Annotated in this window: 11 protein-coding genes; 1 reads left to right on the top strand and 10 read right to left on the bottom strand. The window is 69.6% G+C overall.

Annotation, left to right across the window (positions count from 1 at the left end):
* Positions 1-29: 29 nt before the first annotated feature.
* The 10 genes from ACYVOO_RS29970 to ngcE all read right to left on the bottom strand — a co-directional run bounded on the left by ACYVOO_RS29970 (position 30) and on the right by ngcE (position 14,858).
* Positions 30-1,676: an ArnT family glycosyltransferase gene (locus ACYVOO_RS29970; RefSeq protein WP_461018854.1), complete on the bottom strand. Its 1,647-nt coding sequence runs from the start codon at positions 1,674-1,676 to the stop codon at positions 30-32.
* A 114-nt stretch (positions 1,677-1,790) separates the two neighbouring features.
* Positions 1,791-3,362 carry an amino acid permease gene (locus ACYVOO_RS29965; protein ID WP_461018853.1) on the bottom strand — a complete coding sequence of 524 codons (1,572 nt, stop codon included), beginning with the start codon at positions 3,360-3,362 and terminating at the stop codon, positions 1,791-1,793.
* A gap of 229 nt (positions 3,363-3,591) precedes the next feature.
* Positions 3,592-5,517 carry a 1-deoxy-D-xylulose-5-phosphate synthase gene (gene dxs / locus ACYVOO_RS29960; protein WP_461018934.1) on the bottom strand — a complete coding sequence of 642 codons (1,926 nt, stop codon included), beginning with the start codon at positions 5,515-5,517 and terminating at the stop codon, positions 3,592-3,594.
* A 477-nt stretch (positions 5,518-5,994) separates the two neighbouring features.
* Positions 5,995-7,296, bottom strand: coding sequence for a sugar ABC transporter permease (locus ACYVOO_RS29955; RefSeq protein ID WP_461018933.1), 1,302 nt, complete (start codon positions 7,294-7,296; stop codon positions 5,995-5,997).
* 8 nt (positions 7,297-7,304) lie between these two features.
* The gene (locus ACYVOO_RS29950) at positions 7,305-8,096 is read right to left on the bottom strand and encodes an ATP-binding cassette domain-containing protein (RefSeq protein ID WP_453344519.1); all 792 of its coding nucleotides are present in this window, start codon (positions 8,094-8,096) and stop codon (positions 7,305-7,307) included.
* 237 nt (positions 8,097-8,333) lie between these two features.
* A complete protein-coding gene (locus ACYVOO_RS29945) occupies positions 8,334-9,428 on the bottom strand; it encodes an ABC transporter substrate-binding protein (RefSeq protein WP_461018852.1) in 1,095 nt (364 codons plus the stop codon).
* A gap of 224 nt (positions 9,429-9,652) precedes the next feature.
* The gene (locus ACYVOO_RS29940; RefSeq protein ID WP_461018851.1) at positions 9,653-10,993 is read right to left on the bottom strand and encodes an ROK family transcriptional regulator; all 1,341 of its coding nucleotides are present in this window, start codon (positions 10,991-10,993) and stop codon (positions 9,653-9,655) included.
* 281 nt (positions 10,994-11,274) lie between these two features.
* Positions 11,275-12,240 (bottom strand): carbohydrate ABC transporter permease, encoded by a 966-nt coding sequence (locus ACYVOO_RS29935; RefSeq protein ID WP_461018850.1) that lies wholly within the window; start codon positions 12,238-12,240, stop codon positions 11,275-11,277.
* Positions 12,241-12,262: 22 nt separating this feature from the next.
* Positions 12,263-13,339 (bottom strand): carbohydrate ABC transporter permease, encoded by a 1,077-nt coding sequence (locus tag ACYVOO_RS29930; protein WP_461018849.1) that lies wholly within the window; start codon positions 13,337-13,339, stop codon positions 12,263-12,265.
* Between the two features lie 103 nt (positions 13,340-13,442).
* Positions 13,443-14,858: an N-acetylglucosamine/diacetylchitobiose ABC transporter substrate-binding protein gene (ngcE, locus tag ACYVOO_RS29925; RefSeq protein ID WP_461018848.1), complete on the bottom strand. Its 1,416-nt coding sequence runs from the start codon at positions 14,856-14,858 to the stop codon at positions 13,443-13,445.
* 678 nt (positions 14,859-15,536) lie between these two features.
* Here ngcE and ACYVOO_RS29920 point away from each other — a divergent pair.
* The gene (locus ACYVOO_RS29920; RefSeq protein ID WP_461018932.1) at positions 15,537-18,866 is read left to right on the top strand and encodes a GH92 family glycosyl hydrolase; all 3,330 of its coding nucleotides are present in this window, start codon (positions 15,537-15,539) and stop codon (positions 18,864-18,866) included.
* Positions 18,867-18,903 lie beyond the last annotated feature (37 nt).

Below are 18,903 nucleotides of genomic sequence, written 5' to 3'. Positions count from 1 at the left end.
GCGGGACCCTACAGTGCCCACCTGAGAGGTCAGCCGTCCCGCGCAACACCCCCGTGAGGGGCCGACCCCGCGTTTCCCCTCACGTAAAGCACCGCGCCGTCCACCTCCCCGACACGGTCGTAGTGCCGCTCCAGGTAGTTCCGGAGCGTGGGTGTGGAGGCGATGCCGTATGGGGCGCCCCGTGAGTCGTCGACGACGAGGGCGGGCGGGGTGTCGCGCAGTTCGCGGCGGAAGTGCGGCCAGGCGCCCTCCATCGCGTACCGCTCCCCTACCCGCACGCCCCCGCGCCCGCCGCTGAAGTTGGTGAGGAACCCCGCGGTCAGGTAGCGGGAGGCGGGGGCGCGGTCGGCGAGCCAGTAGCCCTCGGGGTGCATGCCCCACAGCAGGACGCGGTCCGAGGGCTGGGTGCGGGCGCGGACCTCGGCCGCGACGCGCTGGGCGTGGTCGAGTTCGGTGCGCGGCGCCGCGTAGCCCCAGACGAGGTGCCCGGCGGCGATGGCCGCGGTGAGCGCGAGCGCGAGGTCCGCGTGGCGCGGGCGGCGCAGTTCGCGCAGGACGGAGGCGCCGAGGAGAGCGAGGGGCGGGACGAGCTGGAGGTAGTAGTGGCCGAAGAACTGGAAGCCGACCACGATGGCAGCGGCCGAGGCCGCCAGCCATGCCCACAGGTCGGCGGACCACTCAGGACGGCGGCGCCGCAGCCACAGGTGTACGAGCGCCACCAGGAACGGCGCGCAGGCGAGCGCCAGCACACCGGTGCTGGCCAGTGCACGGGCCAGGGCTCGCAGTCCGGCGCCCTCGACGGAGGCGTACGCGCCGGAGCCCGTCGCCATCCAGTAGAGGAAGCGGCCGGGGCCGAAGGCGAGAGCGGTGATCGCGACCGGGAGCACCGCTCCGGCCGCCAGCCGCGCCAGGCCGGGGAGCCGGGGTGCGGGGGCCCGCCACAGCAGCACGAGCACCGGCAGCAGCACGGCACCACCGGTCTGTTTTGTGAGCACTGCTCCGGCGATGCCGAGCCCGGCCCACGCCCACCGGCGCCGGTCCGCGCACCACACGGCGGCGGCCGTCCACGGCAGCATGAAGACCTCGAAGGTCGCCGCCTGGGTGTCCTCGGGGTTGAGCCCGATGGTGAGCAGGACGTACAGCACACCGGCCGTCCATCCCGCCCGGTCTCCCCAGCGCCGCCTGGCCAGCGAGGCGACGAATGCGGCGCCCACGGCCACGGCCAGCACGGCAGCCGCCTTCAGCGGCCACAGCGACTCGTCCCCCGCGAGCGCGAACGCGCCCTGGTAGAGCCAGGGCAGCAGCGGGGGTTTGCGGTCGACGACGGTGTCGTAGAGCGTGCCACCGTCGGCGAGCATCCGCGCCTGGGTCGCGAGGAAGCCCTCGTCGGGGTTCCAGAGCGGGCGTGCGAAGGAGGGCAGGCGGGTGACGAGGGCGAGGAGCGTGAGCGCGGGCAGCAGCAGCGCCCAGTAGCGGCGGCGGGACGGGCTCTCGACGGGGACGGTGTCCGGTGTGTCCCGTGGGTGCGGCCCCGGTGTCCCGGGCGCGTGCCAGGTGTCGCGGCGCGGCTCGGGTACGTGGCCCTCGCGGGTACGGCCGCGCGTCGCCTTGTCCGTCGACGGCCGCGTGTCCACGGAGGACGACGGCGCGCGCGGGGGCTCGGCGGCGGACGGCATGCGCCCCAACTTATCCGGCTCCGTGGCCCCCTCCAGAAGAGGGCCCGCGGGAGCGGAAGCGGAGGATGAGCCTCAGTCGGCGCGGTAGGCGCCGTCCCCCGAGCGGAACCTCCGCTACCGCGCACCCCCGCCGCCAGAACCGGAGCCGGAACCGGAGCCCACGTCGCCCATGAGGCGCAGCCTGCTGTGGCGGCGCCCGTACACGGCGTAGATGACCATGCCCAGCGCCATCCAGACCGCGAACCGCAGCCACGTCTCGACACTGAGGTTCAGCATCAGCCACAGCGAGGCCAGCACCGACACGACCGGCAGCACGGGCACGAACGGGGTGCGGAACGCGCGCGGCAGCTCCGGGCGCGTACGGCGCAGCAGGATCACGCCGAGCGCGACGACGAGGAAGGCGAAGAGGGTGCCGATGTTCACCATCTCCGTCAGCTCCGTCACCGTGAAGAAGCCCGCGATCAGCGCGACGAGGACGCCGAGCAGGACGGTGGAGCGGTACGGCGTGCCGTAGCGGGTGTGCACCCGCGAGAACGACCGGGGCAGCAGCCCGTCGCGGCTCATCGCGAAGAAGACCCGGGTCTGTCCGAGCAGCAGGATCATCACGACCGATGTGAGGCCGACCGCCGCGCCGAACGAGATCAGCCCGGAGAAGAAGGGCTGCCCGACCGCCTTGAAGGCGGAGGCGAGGGGCGCGTCGCTCTCCAGCTTCGAGTACTCGCGCATGCCCGTCACCACCAGCGAGACGGCGACGTAGAGCAGCGTGCACACCGCGAGCGAGCCGAAGATGCCGCGCGGCAGGTCGCGCTGCGGGTTCTTCGTCTCCTCGGCCGCCGTGGCCACGATGTCGAAGCCGATGAAGGCGAAGAAGACGACGGCGGCGGCGGAGAAGATGCCCATCACGCCGAAGTGCGAGGGGGTGAAGCCGAAGATGAGCTGGGAGAGCGGGGTGAGCAGCCCCGAGGTGCCCTCCTCGGTGGGCTGCTCGGGCGGGATGAACGGCGAGTAGTTGTCGCCGACGATGAAGAAGGCGCCCGCGATGATCACGAGGAGCACCACCGTGATCTTCACGGCGACGACCGCCGAGGTGATGCGCGCCGAGAGCTTCATGCCCACCACCAGCACGGCGGTGATCGCGAGCACCAGCGCGGCGGCGAGGATGTCGAAGCCGAAGCCGAAGCCGTCACCGGAATGGGTGAGGACCTCGGGGACGGTGAGGCCGAGGTTGTCGAGCAGCGTGCCCACGTACTGCGACCAGCCGCCCGCCACGGTGGCGGCGCCCAGCGCCAGCTCCAGGACGAGGTCCCAGCCGATGATCCAGGCGGGCAGCTCGCCGAGCGAGGCGTACGAGAAGGTGTAAGCGGATCCGGCGACCGGGACCGTCGAGGCGAACTCCGCGTAGCAGAGCGCGGCCAGCCCGCACACCAGCGCGGCGACGATGAAGGAGATCGCCACCGCGGGTCCCGCGTAGTCCTTGGCGACTGTGCCCGTGACGACGAAGATCCCGGTGCCGACGATGACGCCGACACCGTAGACCACGAGGTCGAACGCGCTGAGCGACTTCTTCAGCGCGTGCTCCGGTTCCTCCGTGTCCTGGATCGACTGCTCGACCGACTTCGTCCGGAACCAGCCGCCGCCTCGTGCGCCGCTGTCCGGGCTCTCCGGCCTCCGCTGTGTACCGCTCATCTGCTTCCTCCGCGCCGCTGGACGGTCGTGGGGGACGGATCGGCACACCGGCGGGGCCCCTCGGCGCCGCCCCCGGACCGACTTCGCCCGATGAGACGCATACCCCGCGCACACCGATGGGCCGCCCGGTTCACCCTCACGGGGTCCGGACGGCCCATCGGCACGGGGCTCACGGCGACGCGGCGGCACCGGTCTTTCGGGCCGGGCCTCGCGTCGCGCGCGGGTGGTGTCAGTCGCGGGCCGCCTCGCGCCCCGCTCCCGCGGTCTCCGTGTCGTAGCGGCCGTCGATACGGGCCACCAGACCCGTCACCTGACGGGCGATGTCCGGCGCGGTGAGCCCGATCTCCGCCATGACCTCGCCCCGCGAGGCGTGGTCGAGGAAGCGCTCCGGGATGCCGAAGTCGCGCAGCGGCACGTCCACACCCGCGTCGCGCAGCGCCTGCGCCACGGCCGAGCCGACGCCGCCCGCCCTGCTGTTGTCCTCGACGGTGACGACGACCCGGTGCTGGTCGGCCAGCGGCGCCAGCGCCTCGTCGACGGGCTTGACCCAGCGCGGGTCCACGACCGTCGTCGAGATGCCCTGCTTGTCCAGCAGACCGGCGATCTCCAGGCACATCGGCGCCAGCGCGCCCACGGACACCAGCAGCACGTCCGGGCGCGCGGCACCCGCCTCGCGCAGCACGTCCATGCCGCCGATACGGGCCACAGCGGGGACGGCGGGGCCGACAGCGCCCTTCGAATAGCGCACGACGGTCGGTGCGTCGTCCACATCGACCGCCTCGCGCAACTGGGCGCGCAACTGATCGGCGTCGCGCGGCGCTGACAGGCGCAGTCCGGGGACGCACTGGAGGATCGACATGTCCCACATGCCGTTGTGCGAGGCACCGTCCGAGCCGGTGACCCCCGCCCTGTCCAGCACGAACGTGACGCCGCACTGGTGCAGCGCCACATCCATCAGCAGTTGGTCGAAGGCGCGGTTGAGGAACGTCGCGTACACCGCGAAGACCGGGTGCAGGCCGCCCGTGGCCAGCCCGGCGGCCGAGACCGCGGCGTGCTGCTCGGCGATGCCCACGTCGTAGACCCGCTCCGGATACGCCTGGGCGAAGCCGTGCAGGCCGACGGGGCGCATCATGGCCGCCGTGATGGCGACGATGTCCTCGCGCTCCCGGCCGAGCTTGACCATCTCCTCGCCGAAGACCGAGGTCCAGTCGGCGCCGGAGGACTTCACCGGCAGGCCCGTGTCCGGGTGGATGACGCCGACCGCGTGGAACTGGTCGGCCTCGTCCTGCCGCGCGGGCTGATAGCCGCGGCCCTTCTCGGTGAGGCAGTGCACCAGGACGGGGCCGCCGAAGCGCTTGGCGCGCTGGAGCGCGGACTCGACGGCGGCGATGTCGTGGCCGTCGATCGGGCCGACGTACTTCAGGCCCAGGTCCTCGAACATGCCCTGCGGCGCGATGAAGTCCTTCAGGCCCTTCTTGGCGCCGTGCAGCGTCTCGTAGAGGGGCTTGCCGACGACGGGGGTCCGGTTGAGGACCTCCTTGCCGCGGGCCAGGAACCGCTCGTAGCCGTCGGTGGTGCGCAGCGTCGCCAGGTGGTTCGCGAGACCGCCGATCGTCGGCTCGTACGAGCGCTCGTTGTCGTTCACCACGATCACGAGCGGGCGGTCCTTGGCGGCGGCGATGTTGTTGAGGGCCTCCCAGGCCATGCCGCCGGTGAGCGCGCCGTCGCCGATGACGGCCACGACGTGGTCGTCCTTCTTGAGCACCTCGTTCGCCTTGGCGAGGCCGTCCGCCCAGCCGAGGACGGTAGAGGCGTGGCTGTTCTCGATGATGTCGTGCTCGGACTCCGCGCGCGACGGGTATCCGGAGAGGCCGCCCTTCGCGCGCAGCCTGGAGAAGTCCTGGCGGCCCGTGAGCAGCTTGTGCACGTAGGACTGGTGCCCCGTGTCGAAGAGCACCTTGTCCTGGGGGGAGTGGAAGACCCGGTGCAGGGCGATGGTCAGCTCGACCACGCCGAGGTTGGGCCCCAGGTGTCCGCCGGTCTTGGCGACCGAGTCGACGAGGAAGGCCCGGACCTCGCCGGCCAGCCGCTCCAGCTCCTCCGGAGTGAGCCGGTCGAGATCGCGCGGTCCCGTGATGCGGGTCAGCAGCGCCACCCGTACCTCCTTGCTGTCGCACATGTCGAGATGTCGAGCTGTGCCATCTGTGCCGTTCGGGCTGTGCTTGTGCGGTTCCTTGTGCCGATTCCGACGAGTCTAATGTTCCGTACGCGGCGACGGAGATCGCCCTGTGCGATCTCGGTCACGCGAACGGGTCCCCTTCGCGGGGCCGCGGAAGGAAACGGGGCGTCGCCCCTTCACGGGGGTGTTGCGCGGGACGGTGGCCCGTGCGGTGGGCACCGTAGGGTCCCGCGCTGGGTTTGCGGGGTTCGCCGTTGTCTTTCGAGTGCGGGTTGGTGGCTAGGGCGCGGCGTGTGGACCGGTACGTCGCGGCTGGCGCCGCGTGGATCTTGGCCGGTGCCTGTGGTCGCGGGGTGCCTGGGTGGTGGGGGTCGGCGCCGCGCCGGGGCGCCCCTCTGGGGCGGGAGGGGCGCCCTTGGCCGTGAAGGTGGGCGGTGCGGGGCCGTAGGCCCCTTACGTGCGGCCCGCCGTCTTCTGCGTGCGCCGCGAGAGCGAGTCGATCACGACAGCGGCCAGCAGCACCGCACCCGTGATCATGTACTGGATCTCGCTCGCCATCCCGAGCAGGTTCAGCCCCTGCTGAATGGACTGGATCACCAGGATGCCGAGCAGCGCCGACCAGATCTTGCCGCGCCCGCCGAAGAGGCTGGTGCCTCCGATGACCGCTGCGGCGATGACGTTCATCAGCGTGTTCCCCGCGCCGAGGCTCTTCGTCGCACCGCCCGAGAGGCTGGCGATGAACAGACCGCCGAAGGCGGCGAGCATGCCCGCGATGGCGAAGACGCTGATCCGGACGCGTTCGACGTTGATGCCCGCGCGCCGCGCGGCCTCCGCGTTGCCGCCGACGGCGAAGATCTGCCGCCCGTAGGTGGTGCGCCGCACCACGAAGTCCGCGATGACCAGCACGGCCAGGAAGACCACCAGGGCGAGCGGCAGGCCGCGCGACTGGTTGAGGACGTAAGCGGCGACGAACGCGACCACCGCGACCACACCCGTGCGCAGCGCGATCTCGCTCATGGGCCGGAAGGGCAGCTCCGCCGCGCGGCGCCGCTTCGCGTCCAGGAGCAGCGCGCCCGCGTAGGCGAGGACGGCCACGAGGGCGAGGCCGTAGCCCGCGGCGATGTCCTCGAAGTAGTAGCCGGTGAGGTCCTCGACGATGCTGCCGCCGGGGGTGTTGATGCTTCCCTCGGCGCCCATCAGCCAGATCTGGAGCCCGCTCCAGCCCAGGAAGCCCGCCAGTGTGACGACGAACGCGGGCACGCCCACCTTGGCGAAAAAGAACCCATGGAGGGCGCCGATGAGGAGGCCCGCGCCGATGGCGAGGATCACCGAGAGCCAGTCGTTGACACCGTGCGTGACGCTGAGCACGGCCCACACGGCGGCGCCGACGCCCGCGACGGAGCCGACCGACAGGTCGATCTCGCCGAGCAGCAGGACGAAGACGATGCCCGTCGCCATGATGCCCGTACCGGCGATGTAGACGCCGATGTCGCTCAGGCTGCCCGCGGAGAGGAAGCTGCTGTTCAGCGACTGGAAGATGATCGCGATGGCGATGAGGCCGAGGATGACGGGCAGCGAGCCCAGCTCGCCGCCGCGCATGCGGCGCTTGAAGTCGGTCCAGTAGCCCGCGAAGCCCTGTTCGCGCACGAGCAGCCGGGGATCGACGGCAGCGGGCGCCGCGCCGTTCGCGTCGGCGGGGACGGGCCCGGCGACGGAGGCGTCCTTGCCGCCCTTGCCGCCCTTGTCCGTGTTCACGGTGTCGCTCACTTCGACCCCTCCTTGGAGCCCTCGCTCGTGCGGGCCTGACGGCGGGTGACCGCGTTGTCCGAGGCGCCGGTGATCGCCGCGACGATCTTCTCGTGGGAGGTGCTGGCGACCGGGAAGACACCGTTGTTGCGGCCGAGGCGCAGCACCGCGACCCGGTCGGCCACGGCCTGGACGTCGGCCATGTTGTGGCTGATGAGGATGACGGCGAGGCCGCGCTCGCGCAGCCGCTCGACCAGGTCGAGGACCTGCGCGGTCTGCTCGACGCCGAGGGCCGCGGTGGGCTCGTCGAGGATGACGACCTTGGGGTCGCCGATCAGCGCGCGGGCGATGGCGACGACCTGCCGCTGCCCGCCGGAGAGCGAGGCGACGGGGATGCGGACGCTGGGGATGCGGATGGACAGGGTGTCCAGCAGTTCCTTGGCGCGCTTCTCCATGGCGATCTCGTCCAGCACGGCCGAGCGCCGCACCTCGCTGCCGAGGAAGAGGTTGGCGACGACGTCGAGGTTGTCGCACAGCGCCAGGTCCTGGTAGACGGTGGCGATGCCGAGTTCCTGCGCGTCGTGCGGGCGGTGGATGGCGACGGAGCGCCCTTCCCACTCGATGTTCCCGTCGTCGATGGGGTGGACGCCTGCGATGGTCTTGACGAGCGTGGACTTCCCGGCGCCGTTGTCGCCGACGAGGGCGACGACCTCACCGGTGCGGACCTCCAGGTCCACCTCGGTGAGCGCCTGTACGGCACCGAACCGCTTGGAGATTCCGCGCAGCGCCAGCACGGGTTCGTTAGGCACTTGGCCTGCTCCGATCTTTCTTTCAGGAATGAGGACTGCGGGTGCGCCGCGCCGTGCCTCCCCCGCCACGGCGGCCTCCCCCGCGCGGCGGAGAGCAGGACCGCTGGTGCGGCCCTGCTCCCGTACTCCGCGACGCGGTCGGCGCGTCCGGCGCGGTCGGCGCGCCGTACGGCTCATCGCTCGGGGCTCACCGCTCACGGCTCGCCGCGTACGGCTTCGCCAAGTAGGGCGTACCGCTTACAGCAGGCCCGCGTCCTTGCAGGCCGAGGCGAATTCCTTGGTGCAGATCTGGCCGACCTTGTACACCTTGTCCTTGATGATCGTGTCCTTGATGTTGTCCTTGGTCACGATCTTGGCGCTGTAGAGCTGGGACGGGACGCCGTCCTGGCTCTTGCTGTCGACCTTCTTCGGGGTGAGGGAGTCGATCTTCTCGCCCTGGAGGAGCTTGACCGCGATCTCGGCGGTCGTCTCGGCCTCGGGCTTGATCGCCTTGTAGATGGTGAAGCTCTGGTCGCCGCTCACGAGGCGCTGGAGACCGGCGAGTTCGGCGTCCTGGCCGCTCAGCGGGACGTCCTTGACGCCGGACTTCTTCATGGCGGTGGCGATGCCGCCCGCCATGCCGTCGTTGGCCGAGTAGACGCCGTCGAAGCCGTCCTTGCCCAGCTTGGTGATGGCGGCGCCCATCTTCTTGTTGGCCTCGTCCGGGGACCAGTCCGGGATGTCCTGCTCGTAGACGACCTCCTTGACCTCCTTGTCGAGGACGCTGTGCGCGCCCTTCTTGAAGAGGGCCGCGTTCGGGTCGGTCGGCGAGCCGTTGATCATGACGACGTTGGCGTCCTTGGCCTTGTCGCCCATCGCCTCGACGAGCCCCTGTCCCTGGAGCTCGCCGATCTTCTCGTTGTCGTAGGAGACGTAGGCCGAGATGTCGCCCTCGGCGAGGCGGTCGTAGGCGACGACCTTGACGCCCTTCTTCGCCGCCCGGTCGACCCAGGACTTGGTGGCCTGCGCGTCCACCGCGTCGAGGATGATGACCTTGACGCCCTGGGTTATGAGGGCGTCGAACTGCTTCTTCTGGGTCTCGGTGTCCTGCGTGGCGTTGTTGTACTTGACCTTGCAGTCCGAGCACAGCGCCTTGATCTTCTTCTCCATGTACGGACGGTCGAAGGTCTCGTAGCGCGTGGTCTTGTTCTCGGGCAGGAGAAGCCCGATGGTCTTGTTGTCTCCACCGCCGCCTTCACCGTCGCCGCCGCCCGCCTTGCCGCACGCGGCGAGGGACAGGGCCATCGAGACGGCAGCCGTTCCGATGACGACGCGACGCATCTTTGCGTTCATGGGGTTCCAACCTCCCTGACGAGGCCGCGTCGTTGCGGCCGAGGTGGCTGGAAGTCAACTCGCAGGCCACGCAAGCGTCAAGAAGTAAATCCTTAACGAGACGGCAACGATGCCATTCGTTATGTGCATGAACACAAAAGCGCTCTCTGTGGTGACGCCGCGCAACCGTGCGCGGCGTCACCGACGGCGCCGGCGCCGGGCACCGCGGGCCCGGCGGCCGGGCGTCAGACCGAGGCCGCGGCCACCGCCGTGTCCGGGGGTCCCGCGGGGTCGGCGGCGCCCGTACGCCCGCCCGTACGGCCCGGCTCCCGCCCCTCGCGCGGCCCTTCCGGGGAACCGTCCGACGCGGCGCCCTCGCCCGCACCCTCCCCCGCGCCGAACCCGGCAGCGGCGGCGGCGTCCAGCAGCGTCGCGTCACCCATCTCGCTCAGCACCAGCGCCAGCGCGCCCAGCACCTCGGCGCGGCCCCCGAGCGTGCCGGGGACCACGGTGAGCTGACGTCCGGCGCTGGGGATCGCGTAGCGGGCCACGGAGTCGCGCACCGGGTCGAGCACCAGGTCACCGGCCTCCGCGAGGTCTCCGCCGAGCAGCACCTTGGAGGGGTTGAGCAGGTTGCAGAGGTTGGCGACGCCGCTGCCGATGTGCCGCCCCACGTCGGCGATCACCCGGCGGCAGCCCGGGTCGCCGTCGCGCGCGAGCTGGACCACGCGGGCCATCGTCAGGTCCGCGCCGTGGCTGGAGTGCAGCAGGGGCAGCACATAGCGGGCCGCGGTGAAGGTCTCCAGGCAGCCGCGGTTGCCGCAGCGGCACACGGGGCCCGACTCGTCCAGGGTGATGTGCCCGATCTCGCCCGCCGTGCCGCCGGGGCCGCGGTAGATCTGGCCGTTGATCACCAGTCCGGCGCCGACGCCGCTCGCCACCTTGATGTACGCGAGGTCGGCCGAGCCGCGCCCGTTGCCCCAGACCTGCTCGCCGAGCGCGCCGAGGTTGGCGTCGTTGTCGACGTAGACGGGGACGCCGAGGCGGGAGGCCAGCTCCTCGCGCGGGTTCGTGCCCGCCCATCCCGGGAGGATCGACGTGGAGCCCAGCGCTCCCGTCTCCACGTCGATGGGTCCGGGGACGCCGAGGCCGACGCCGATGAGCTTCTCGGGGCTGATGCCCGTCGTGGCGATGAGGCGCTGGACGAGCTGCTCGGCGCGGTCGAAGCCCTCGGCTGCCGAGGCGTCCACGTCGATGGGCTCGGCCTCCTCGGCGAGCACCTGGTGCGCGAGGTTGCCGACGGCGACCCGCAGGTGCGAGTGCCCGAAGTCGACGCCCACGACGGTGCCCGCGTCGCCGCTCAGCGACACTGCGCGGGCCCTGCGGCCCCCGGCGGAGGTGGGCGTGACCTGCACCGTTCCGCCGTCCTTCAGCTCCCGGACGATATTGGAGACGGTGGCGGCCGACAGCCCTGTGCTCCGGGCGATCTCCGCCTGGGTGAGCGATCCGGCCATCCGTACGGCCCGTACGACCCGCTCCAGATTCGCCCGGTGCAGCGAAGACTGCGAGCCCGGAGTCTCGACCACTGTTCCACTCCCGCCTCGACGGCCGGCACGACCGCCGCCCCGTCTGCCGTACCGCGTCGATGGGATACGGCCTGTTTCCAACATCTGAACTCTAAGCAGAGCCCGAGCGGTTCTCCCCCGTCAAGACCTTGAGCGTGCTTCGGCGACGGGGGCGCTCATCCGAGAGGCATTCTACGGAGGGTGAGCGGACGTCGCAGGGGGCGGACCGGCCCTGCTCCGGTCCGCCACCGTGACGGTCTGGGTCCGTGCTGTGAACGGTCCCCCTGCCTCGTCGCGCCCGGTTACTTCACCGCGCCCGCCGTCAGGCCCTGCTGCACCTGGCGCTGGAAGACCATGTAGACGACGAGGATGGGCAGCATGGCCACCGTCAGCCCCGCGAAGAGGGCGCCCCAGTCCCCCTCGTAGCCCTGATTCACGGACAGCTCGGCCAGGCCCTGGGTCAGCAGGGCCTTGTGGGAGCTCTCGCTGTTCAGGGCCAGGGGGAGGAAGTACTGGTTCCACTGGCCCAGGAAGTTGAAGATGCCGATGCTGATCAGGCCGGGCTTGGCCATGGGCAGCATGATCTGGAAGAAGGTCCGCAGGTGCGAGGCGCCGTCGATGGTGGCCGCCTCCGCGATCGATCCCGGCAGGGTGCGGAAGAACGCCGTCATGAAGAAGGTCGTGAACGGCAGTGAGTAGGCGATGTACGCCAGGATCAGGCCCTGCTTCGTGTCCAGCAGCCCGAAGTTGTCCATCACGAAGAACAGCGGCACGACCGCCAGGATGATGGGGAACATCATCCCGCCAGCGAACAGCAGATAGATGACGCGGTTGCCGGGGAACGCGAAGCGGGCGATGACGTAGGCCGCCATCGAGCCCAGCAGCATGGTGCCGGGCAGCGAACCGCACAGCACCAGCGCCGAGTTGAGGGCGTACTCGCCGATGTTGGCGTCGCTCCACGCGTTGGTGAAGTTCTCGACGCTGAACGCGGTGGGCCAGCCGAAGGGCTTGCCCTCGATCTCCGCCGACTTCCGCAGCGAGTTGACCATGACCCACAGCAGGGGCCCGGCCGCCATGACGCTCCACAGGATGAGGAAGCCGTTGGCGAAGACGTTGAGGGTGGCGCCCTCGGTGCCGATCCGGGCGCGCCCTTCGCGGCCCCCGTCCCCGCCCTTCGCGCCGGGCCCGGTGCCGGTGCCGGAGGCGGGGGGCTTGCCGTCGGCCCGGTCCGCTTCCCCGGGGGCCTCGGCGGGCTGGATAGCGTTCATCGCTCGAATCTCCCCGCTCACTTCAGTACTCGATCCGGTCGCGGCGGCTCAGCAGCATCATGACCGCGGCGAAAACCATGGTGACCAGCAGCAGCACGACGCCGATCGCGGTGGCGTAGCCCGCCTGCCCCGAGTCGAACGCCTTCTTGTAGAGGTAGACCGGGGTGACCAGGGTGGAGTCGCCCGGGCCGCCCTTGTTGATGGTCATGATGTGCACGACGGCGAAGCAGTCGAGCGCCTGGATGCCCATGTAGATCCAGCCGGTCTGCACCGTGTCCCAGATCAGCGGCAGCGTGACCTTGAAGAAGGTCTTGGGCCTGCTCGCGCCGTCCAGCAGCGCCGCCTCGTAGATGTCCTTCGGGATGGAGCCCATGGCAGCGGAGAACAGCACCACGTAGAAGCCGACGAACATCCAGCAGACGACGAACAGCACCGAGGCGAGCGCGAAGGTGGGGTCGGCGAGCCAGTTCTGCGCGAGCGCCCCGAGGCCCACGGTGCGCAGCACCTCGTTGATCGGCCCCGTGATGGGGTCGTACATCGCGCCCCAGACGACACCGATGATGGCGACGGAGATGACCTGCGGGAAGAAGTAGACGTTCTTGTAGAGCTTCGATCCGCGGACGCCGGAGATGACCTCGTTCTTCTTGTGCCGCCCGCCCGCCTGGAGCATGAAGGCGAAGAAGAGGCCGAGCGCCAGGGTGACGACGGGGGCCACGATGAGCAGGATCAGGCTGTGCTGCATCGCCGCCCAGAACGTGGAGTCGTCCATCATCCGGGTGTAGTTGTCCAGCCCGACGAAGCTGAACTCGCTGCTGAAGCCCGTCCAGTCGGTCAGTGAGTAGTAGAACGCCTGGAAGAACGGCGAGATCACGAAGACCGCGTAGATCACCAGCGGCAGCAGCAGGAACCAGCAGATGAAGCGGTACTTGTCGAGGGTCCGGTAGCGCGGGTCCCTGCGCGCCCTCTCCGGGGTGGCGCGGGGCGGCAGCAGGAAGGCCGCCACGAGCAGTGGGAAGGCGGCCTTGGTGCGCGCGGCGCCGCCCTGTCGTTCCGGTGCCGGACCCGTGGTCTTCCCCACCGTCCGGAGATCGTTCGCCATGCCGCCCCGCTCCGTACTCAGCATTGAACCGATGGATACCCGTGCCGTGCCCGGTCTTGCCCGGTCGGAGGCTGACCCGCCGGTCCGGCGGGTCAGCTCCGGATCAGCGCTTGTACTTCTTGACGGAGTCGTCCTTGGCCACGTCGTCGGCCGCCTTCTGGCAGCGCTTGATGGCCTCGTCCGGCTCGATGTCGCCCGACATCATCGAGGCGATGGCGCCGCCGATCTTGTCCTTGTGCAGTTCCAGGTACCAGTCCTGGAGGCGGGGGCCCACCACGTTCTCACCGGCGGCCTTGAGGATCTGCTGCGCCGAGGAGAGCCCCGGCTTCAGGTCCAGCCCCTCGGCCGCGCCGTCGACACAGGTGAGCGCCGACACCTGCTCGCTGAAGTTCTGTGTGGATTGCTTGCCCAGCATGATGCGCAGCCACTCCATGCCGCCCTCGACGTTCTTCGCCTTGGCCGGGACCATGAAGGGCTCGCTCGCCTCGGCGTAGATGGTCTCGAAGGGCATGGCGTCGGACTTGTCGAGGCTGGAGGGCGGGGCCACGGTCATCTCGAAGTCCTTGGGCGTGGTCTTCCTGGCCTCGTTCTCCACCCAGGAGCCGTTCGGGAGGAAGAGCGCCTTGCCCTTGTTCCACTGCGTCTGGGACTGGATGTGGTCGATGCCGGGGGTGCCCTTGAGGATGTAGCCCTTGGCGTACAGCTCGTGGTACGCCTCGAACGCCTTCTTGACGGCGTCGTGCTTCCAGGCGTTGGGCTCCAGGTTGTCGATGGCCTTCATGACCTCCTGGCCGCCGATCTTCGTGAAGAACGGGTACAGCGTGAAGGCGAAGTAGTACGGGTACTTGCCCGCGTACGTCCAGCCCGCGATGCCCTCCTTCTTCGCCTTGGCGCAGGCGGCGAGCATCTCGTCCCAGGTCTTGGGGTATTCGAGGTCCAGCTTCTCCAGCGCCGTCTTGGAATACCAGACGCCGTAGACGGTGAAGGAATAGTTGAGCTGGTACATCTTGTCGCTGCCGAACTGCCCCTTCTCGATGGTTCCGGGGAGAAGGGTGTCGCGTACCTTCTTCGACGGGTCGAAGAGGGAAGGCGCGTCCAGCAGCGGTTCGAGATCCATGACCTGCTCGTCCTTGATCAGACTCGCGATGTCCATGTTCTCGGCGCCGGAGTTGTTGATCACGTCCGGCGGGTTGCCCTTCACCATCCGCGGCTGCATCTTGGTGCGGATCTTCTGGGTCTTGACGTGCTCGACCTGTCCGAAGGACTTCTCGTAGACCGCGTGGTTGTCCTTGGCGTACTGATCGCCGTATCCACCGTTGAAGATGACGACTTCGAGCTTGGCGTCCTTGTTGACCGCCAGCGGGTTGTCCTTGCTCTTCTTGCCCTTGTCGACCTTGTCCTCGTTCTCGCCGCCGCCGCTCGCGCAGGAGCTGAGAAGCCCCATTCCGGGGGCGGCGACAAGGCCGGCTGCCGCGGTGCGCTTGATCAGATCACGACGGTTGACGTGGGTGGATCCCATGCTCAAGTCCTCGCCTTCTCCAGGACTCAGGCGGTGTACCGGTCTCCCGTCAGCTCGCCCGTCGGACGAAGGGCCCGACACCGCGGGTCAGTTGAAGCTGGGGTCGTACTGGTCGTGCTACCGCCAGCGGCTCCGTGTGAGGGCCCCGCTTGAGGTGCCGACAGGTATAGTCCACTTCTCGCCACGTGGGCAAGATCGAAAGCAGGGTTGCGCGTCAGTCTTTCCCTAGTTGAGACCTCTCGGACATAGGTGAGCACATGCACGCGACATCCGGCTAGGACAATCGCGGTACGGCGCTTGGACATACGAAAGCACGCGCCCCGGCTGACGTGGGGCGCTTCCGCTCTTTCGCGCCGCCTCACCGGAAGAAAACCCTCCGCCCGGCGCTACGCCCGCACGGCGGCACCTCGCGGAAAATCCCGTACCCCTTCGCGCTCCTTCACGTCCCGTAAATCGCGTGCCCCTTCGGCACCCTTGACAACAAAGGTCCCCCGCACGTTACTTAATCCTGCATTGCGTAACTGACAACGATGTCACCTCTGTTGAGAGGCCCGAGTGCGACGTAGCCATCAGACCACCCGGCACAGACCCGCGGCCCGCCGCGGATTCCGTCCCCCGACCCCCTTCTCCCCCTTCTCCCCCAGGGCCGCGCGCGCCGTCGTGCTCGCCGCGGTCACCATGCTCGTCGTGACGGCCCAGGGCACCGCGGTGGCGGCCCCCGAGCCCGGTGACCGCGGCACACGCTTCAGCTCCTCGTTCGAGCCAGGACAGCAGGCCCCCGACTGGAACAGCACCGTCGAGACAGGCCCCGACGGCGAACCCCGCGTCTCCGGCGTCGGCCCGGACGACTCCGGGTCGGGCCAGGGCATGAGCACCCGCACCGGAACCGGCCCCTCCGAGTCGCCTACGGCGAAGACGGGTGCGGGCTTCACCGGCAAGCACGCGCTGCGCTACGCGGGCGTCCACCGGACCGAGGGCCACGCGTACTCCTCCAACAAGGTCTTCGACGTCGACACCGACATCGCCGCCGACTCCGTGCTGTCGTACCGGATCTTCCCCGAGATGCCGGAGGGCGACCGCGGTTACGCGGCGACCCAGGTGGCCGTCGACCTGGCCTTCACCGACGGGACGTACCTCAGCGAGCTGCGCGCCGCCGACCAGCACGGCGCCCCGCTGAGCCCGCGCGGCCAGGGCGCGTCCAAGACGCTGTACGTCAACCAGTGGAACCACAAGGAGGCCAGGATCGGCCGGGTCGCGGCGGGCAAGACCGTCGACCGGGTCCTGGTGGGCTACGACTCCGACAAGGGCCCAGGCGCCTTCAGCGGCTGGGTGGACGACCTCACGATCGCGCCCGAGGCCCCCGCGAAGCCCAAGGCGCACCTGTCCGACCATGTGGCGACCAACAGGGGCACGAACTCCAGCGGCAGCTTCTCGCGCGGCAACAACTTCCCGGCGACGGCCGTGCCCAATGGCTTCAACTTCTGGACGCCGGTGACCAACGCGGGCTCCACGGACTGGCTGTACGAGTACGCGCGCAAGAACAACGGCGACAACCTGCCGACGCTCCAGGCGTTCAGCGCGAGCCACGAGCCGAGCCCCTGGATGGGCGACCGGCAGACGTTCCAGGTGATGCCGTCGGCGAAGGCGGGCACCCCGGACGCCTCGCGCTCGGCGCGCGCACTGCCTTTCCGGCACGAGAACGAGACGGCGAAGCCCCACTACTACGGCGTCGAGTTCGAGAACGGCCTGCGCACCGAGATGACGCCGACCGACCACGCCGCGATGATGCGCTTCACCTTCCCCGGCGACGACGCCGGCCTCGTCTTCGACAACGTGGACAACAGGGGCGGGCTCAGCCTGGACACCGAGAACGGAGTCGTGACGGGCTACTCGGACGTCAAGAGCGGCGGCTCGACGGGGGCCACGCGGCTGTTCGTCTACGCCACCTTCGACTCCCCCGTCACCTCCGGCGGCAAGCTGACGGGCGGCGGCGGAGCGGACGTCACCGGCTATCTGCGCTTCGCCCCGGGCGAGGACCGCACCGTCACCATGCGCATCGCCACCTCGCTGATCAGCGTGGACCAGGCGAAGGCCAACCTCGCCGACGAGATCCCCGGCTCGGCCACCTTCGAGGGGGTCAGGGACCGGGCCCAGAAGCAGTGGGACGACATCCTCGGCGTCATCGAGGTGGAGGGCGCGAGCGAGGACCAGCTCACCACGCTCTACTCCAACCTCTACCGCCTCTACCTCTACCCCAACTCCGGCTACGAGAAGGTGGGTTCGCGCAGCCGCTACGCCAGCCCGTTCTCCCCGGCCGAGAAACCGGACACGCCGACGGAGACCGGCTCGAAGATCGTCGACGGCGAGGTCTACGTCAACAACGGGTTCTGGGACACGTACCGCACCACCTGGCCCGCCTACTCCTTCCTCACCCCGGAGCGCGCGGGGAAGATGGCGGACGGCTTCGTGCAGCAGTACAAGGACGGCGGCTGGATCTCCCGCTGGTCCTCGCCCGGCTACGCGGACCTGATGACGGGCACCAGCTCGGACGTGGCCTTCGCCGACGCCTACGCCAAGGGCGTGGACTTCGACGCCGAGGCGGCCTACGAGGCGGCGCTCAAGAACGCGACGGTGGCCCCGCCGGACCCGGGCGTCGGGCGCAAGGGCATGAACACCTCGGCCTTCCTGGGCTACACGAGCACGGCCACCAAGGAGGGCATGTCCTGGGCGCTGGAGGGTTATCTCAACGACTTCGGCATAGCGAACATGGCCAAGGCCCTCCACAAAAAGACGGGAAAGAAGCGGTACAAGGAAGAGGCGTCCTACTTCCTGAACCGGGCCCGGAACTACGTGAAGCTCTTCGACGAGCGGATCGGCTTCTTCCAGGGCAAGGACGCCAAGGGTGACTGGCGGCTGTCGCCCGACGCGTACGACCCGCGCGTCTGGGGCCACGACTACACCGAGACCAACGGCTGGAACTTCGCCTTCACCGCGCCCCAGGACACCCGCGGCCTGGCGAACCTCTACGGCGGCAGGGCGGGACTCGCGAAGAAGCTGGACAGCTACTTCGCGACGCCCGAGACGGCGGAGAAGCGGTTCGCGGGCTCGTACGGCAACGTCATCCACGAGATGACGGAGGCCAGGGACGTCCGGATGGGCATGTACGGGCACAGCAACCAGCCCTCGCACCACATCGCCTACACCTACGACGCGGCCGGGCAGCCGTGGAAGACCCAGGAGAAGGTGCGCGAGGCGCTCTCGCGGCTCTACCTGGGCAGCGAGATCGGCCAGGGGTACGCGGGCGACGAGGACAACGGCGAGATGTCCGCCTGGTACGTCTTCAGCGCCCTGGGCTTCTACCCACTGGTGATGGGCTCCCCCGAGTACGCCATCGGCTCACCGCTGTTCACGAAGGCCACGGTCCACCTGGAGAACGGCCGCGACCTGGTCGTCAAGGCTCCGGAGAACAGCGCGAAGAACGTGTACGTGCAGGGCCTGAAGGTCAACGGCAAGAAGTGGAACTCCACGGCGCTCCCCCACAAGCTCCTCGCCAAGGGCGGCACGCTGGAGTTCGCCATGGGCCCCGAACCGTCGAAGTGGGGCAGCGGCAAGCACGCGGGCCCCACCTCCCTCACGAAGGACGACAAGGTGCCCTCACCGCGCCGCGATGTGACACGTCCCGAGGAGGGCGACACGCTCCTGGACGACACCTCGGACACCGGCGCCGAGGTCACCTCCTCGCCGGTGGCGGTGGAGAAGGGCTCGCGCGTCACCTCGTACACCCTCACCTCGGCGAAGAAGGACGAGGCGCCGGAGGGCTGGGTGCTCCAGGGCTCGCGGGACGGGAAGCGGTGGACCGATGTGGACCGGCGCGCCGGGGAGAGCTTCCGCTGGGACAAGCAGACGCGGGTCTTCGAGGTGAAGCGGCCCGGGTCGTGGGAGACGTACCGGCTGGTGCCGAAGGGTGGTGGCGCTAGGCTCGCGGAGATCGAGCTGCTGTCGTCGTAGGCGCCATTGATCCGTGCGTGTCCGTGCATGGCGGAGG

The organism is Streptomyces daliensis, assembly GCF_054782395.1.
Note: the sequence above shows the minus strand (reverse complement) of the source record. Positions and strands in the feature narration are given on the sequence as shown.

What these genes read in the sequence shown, in the direction of transcription:
- ACYVOO_RS29970 (WP_461018854.1), bottom strand. Translation starts at nt 1,676, where the DNA reads ATGCCGTCCGCCGCCGAGCCCCCGCGCGCGCCGTCGTCCTCCGTGGAC.
- ACYVOO_RS29965 (WP_461018853.1), bottom strand. Translation starts at nt 3,362, where the DNA reads ATGAGCGGTACACAGCGGAGGCCGGAGAGCCCGGACAGCGGCGCACGA.
- ACYVOO_RS29945 (WP_461018852.1), bottom strand. Translation starts at nt 9,428, where the DNA reads ATGAACGCAAAGATGCGTCGCGTCGTCATCGGAACGGCTGCCGTCTCG.
- ACYVOO_RS29935 (WP_461018850.1), bottom strand. Translation starts at nt 12,240, where the DNA reads ATGAACGCTATCCAGCCCGCCGAGGCCCCCGGGGAAGCGGACCGGGCC.
- ACYVOO_RS29930 (WP_461018849.1), bottom strand. Translation starts at nt 13,339, where the DNA reads ATGGCGAACGATCTCCGGACGGTGGGGAAGACCACGGGTCCGGCACCG.
- ngcE (WP_461018848.1), bottom strand. Translation starts at nt 14,858, where the DNA reads ATGGGATCCACCCACGTCAACCGTCGTGATCTGATCAAGCGCACCGCG.
- ACYVOO_RS29920 (WP_461018932.1), top strand. Translation starts at nt 15,537, where the DNA reads ATGCTCGTCGTGACGGCCCAGGGCACCGCGGTGGCGGCCCCCGAGCCC.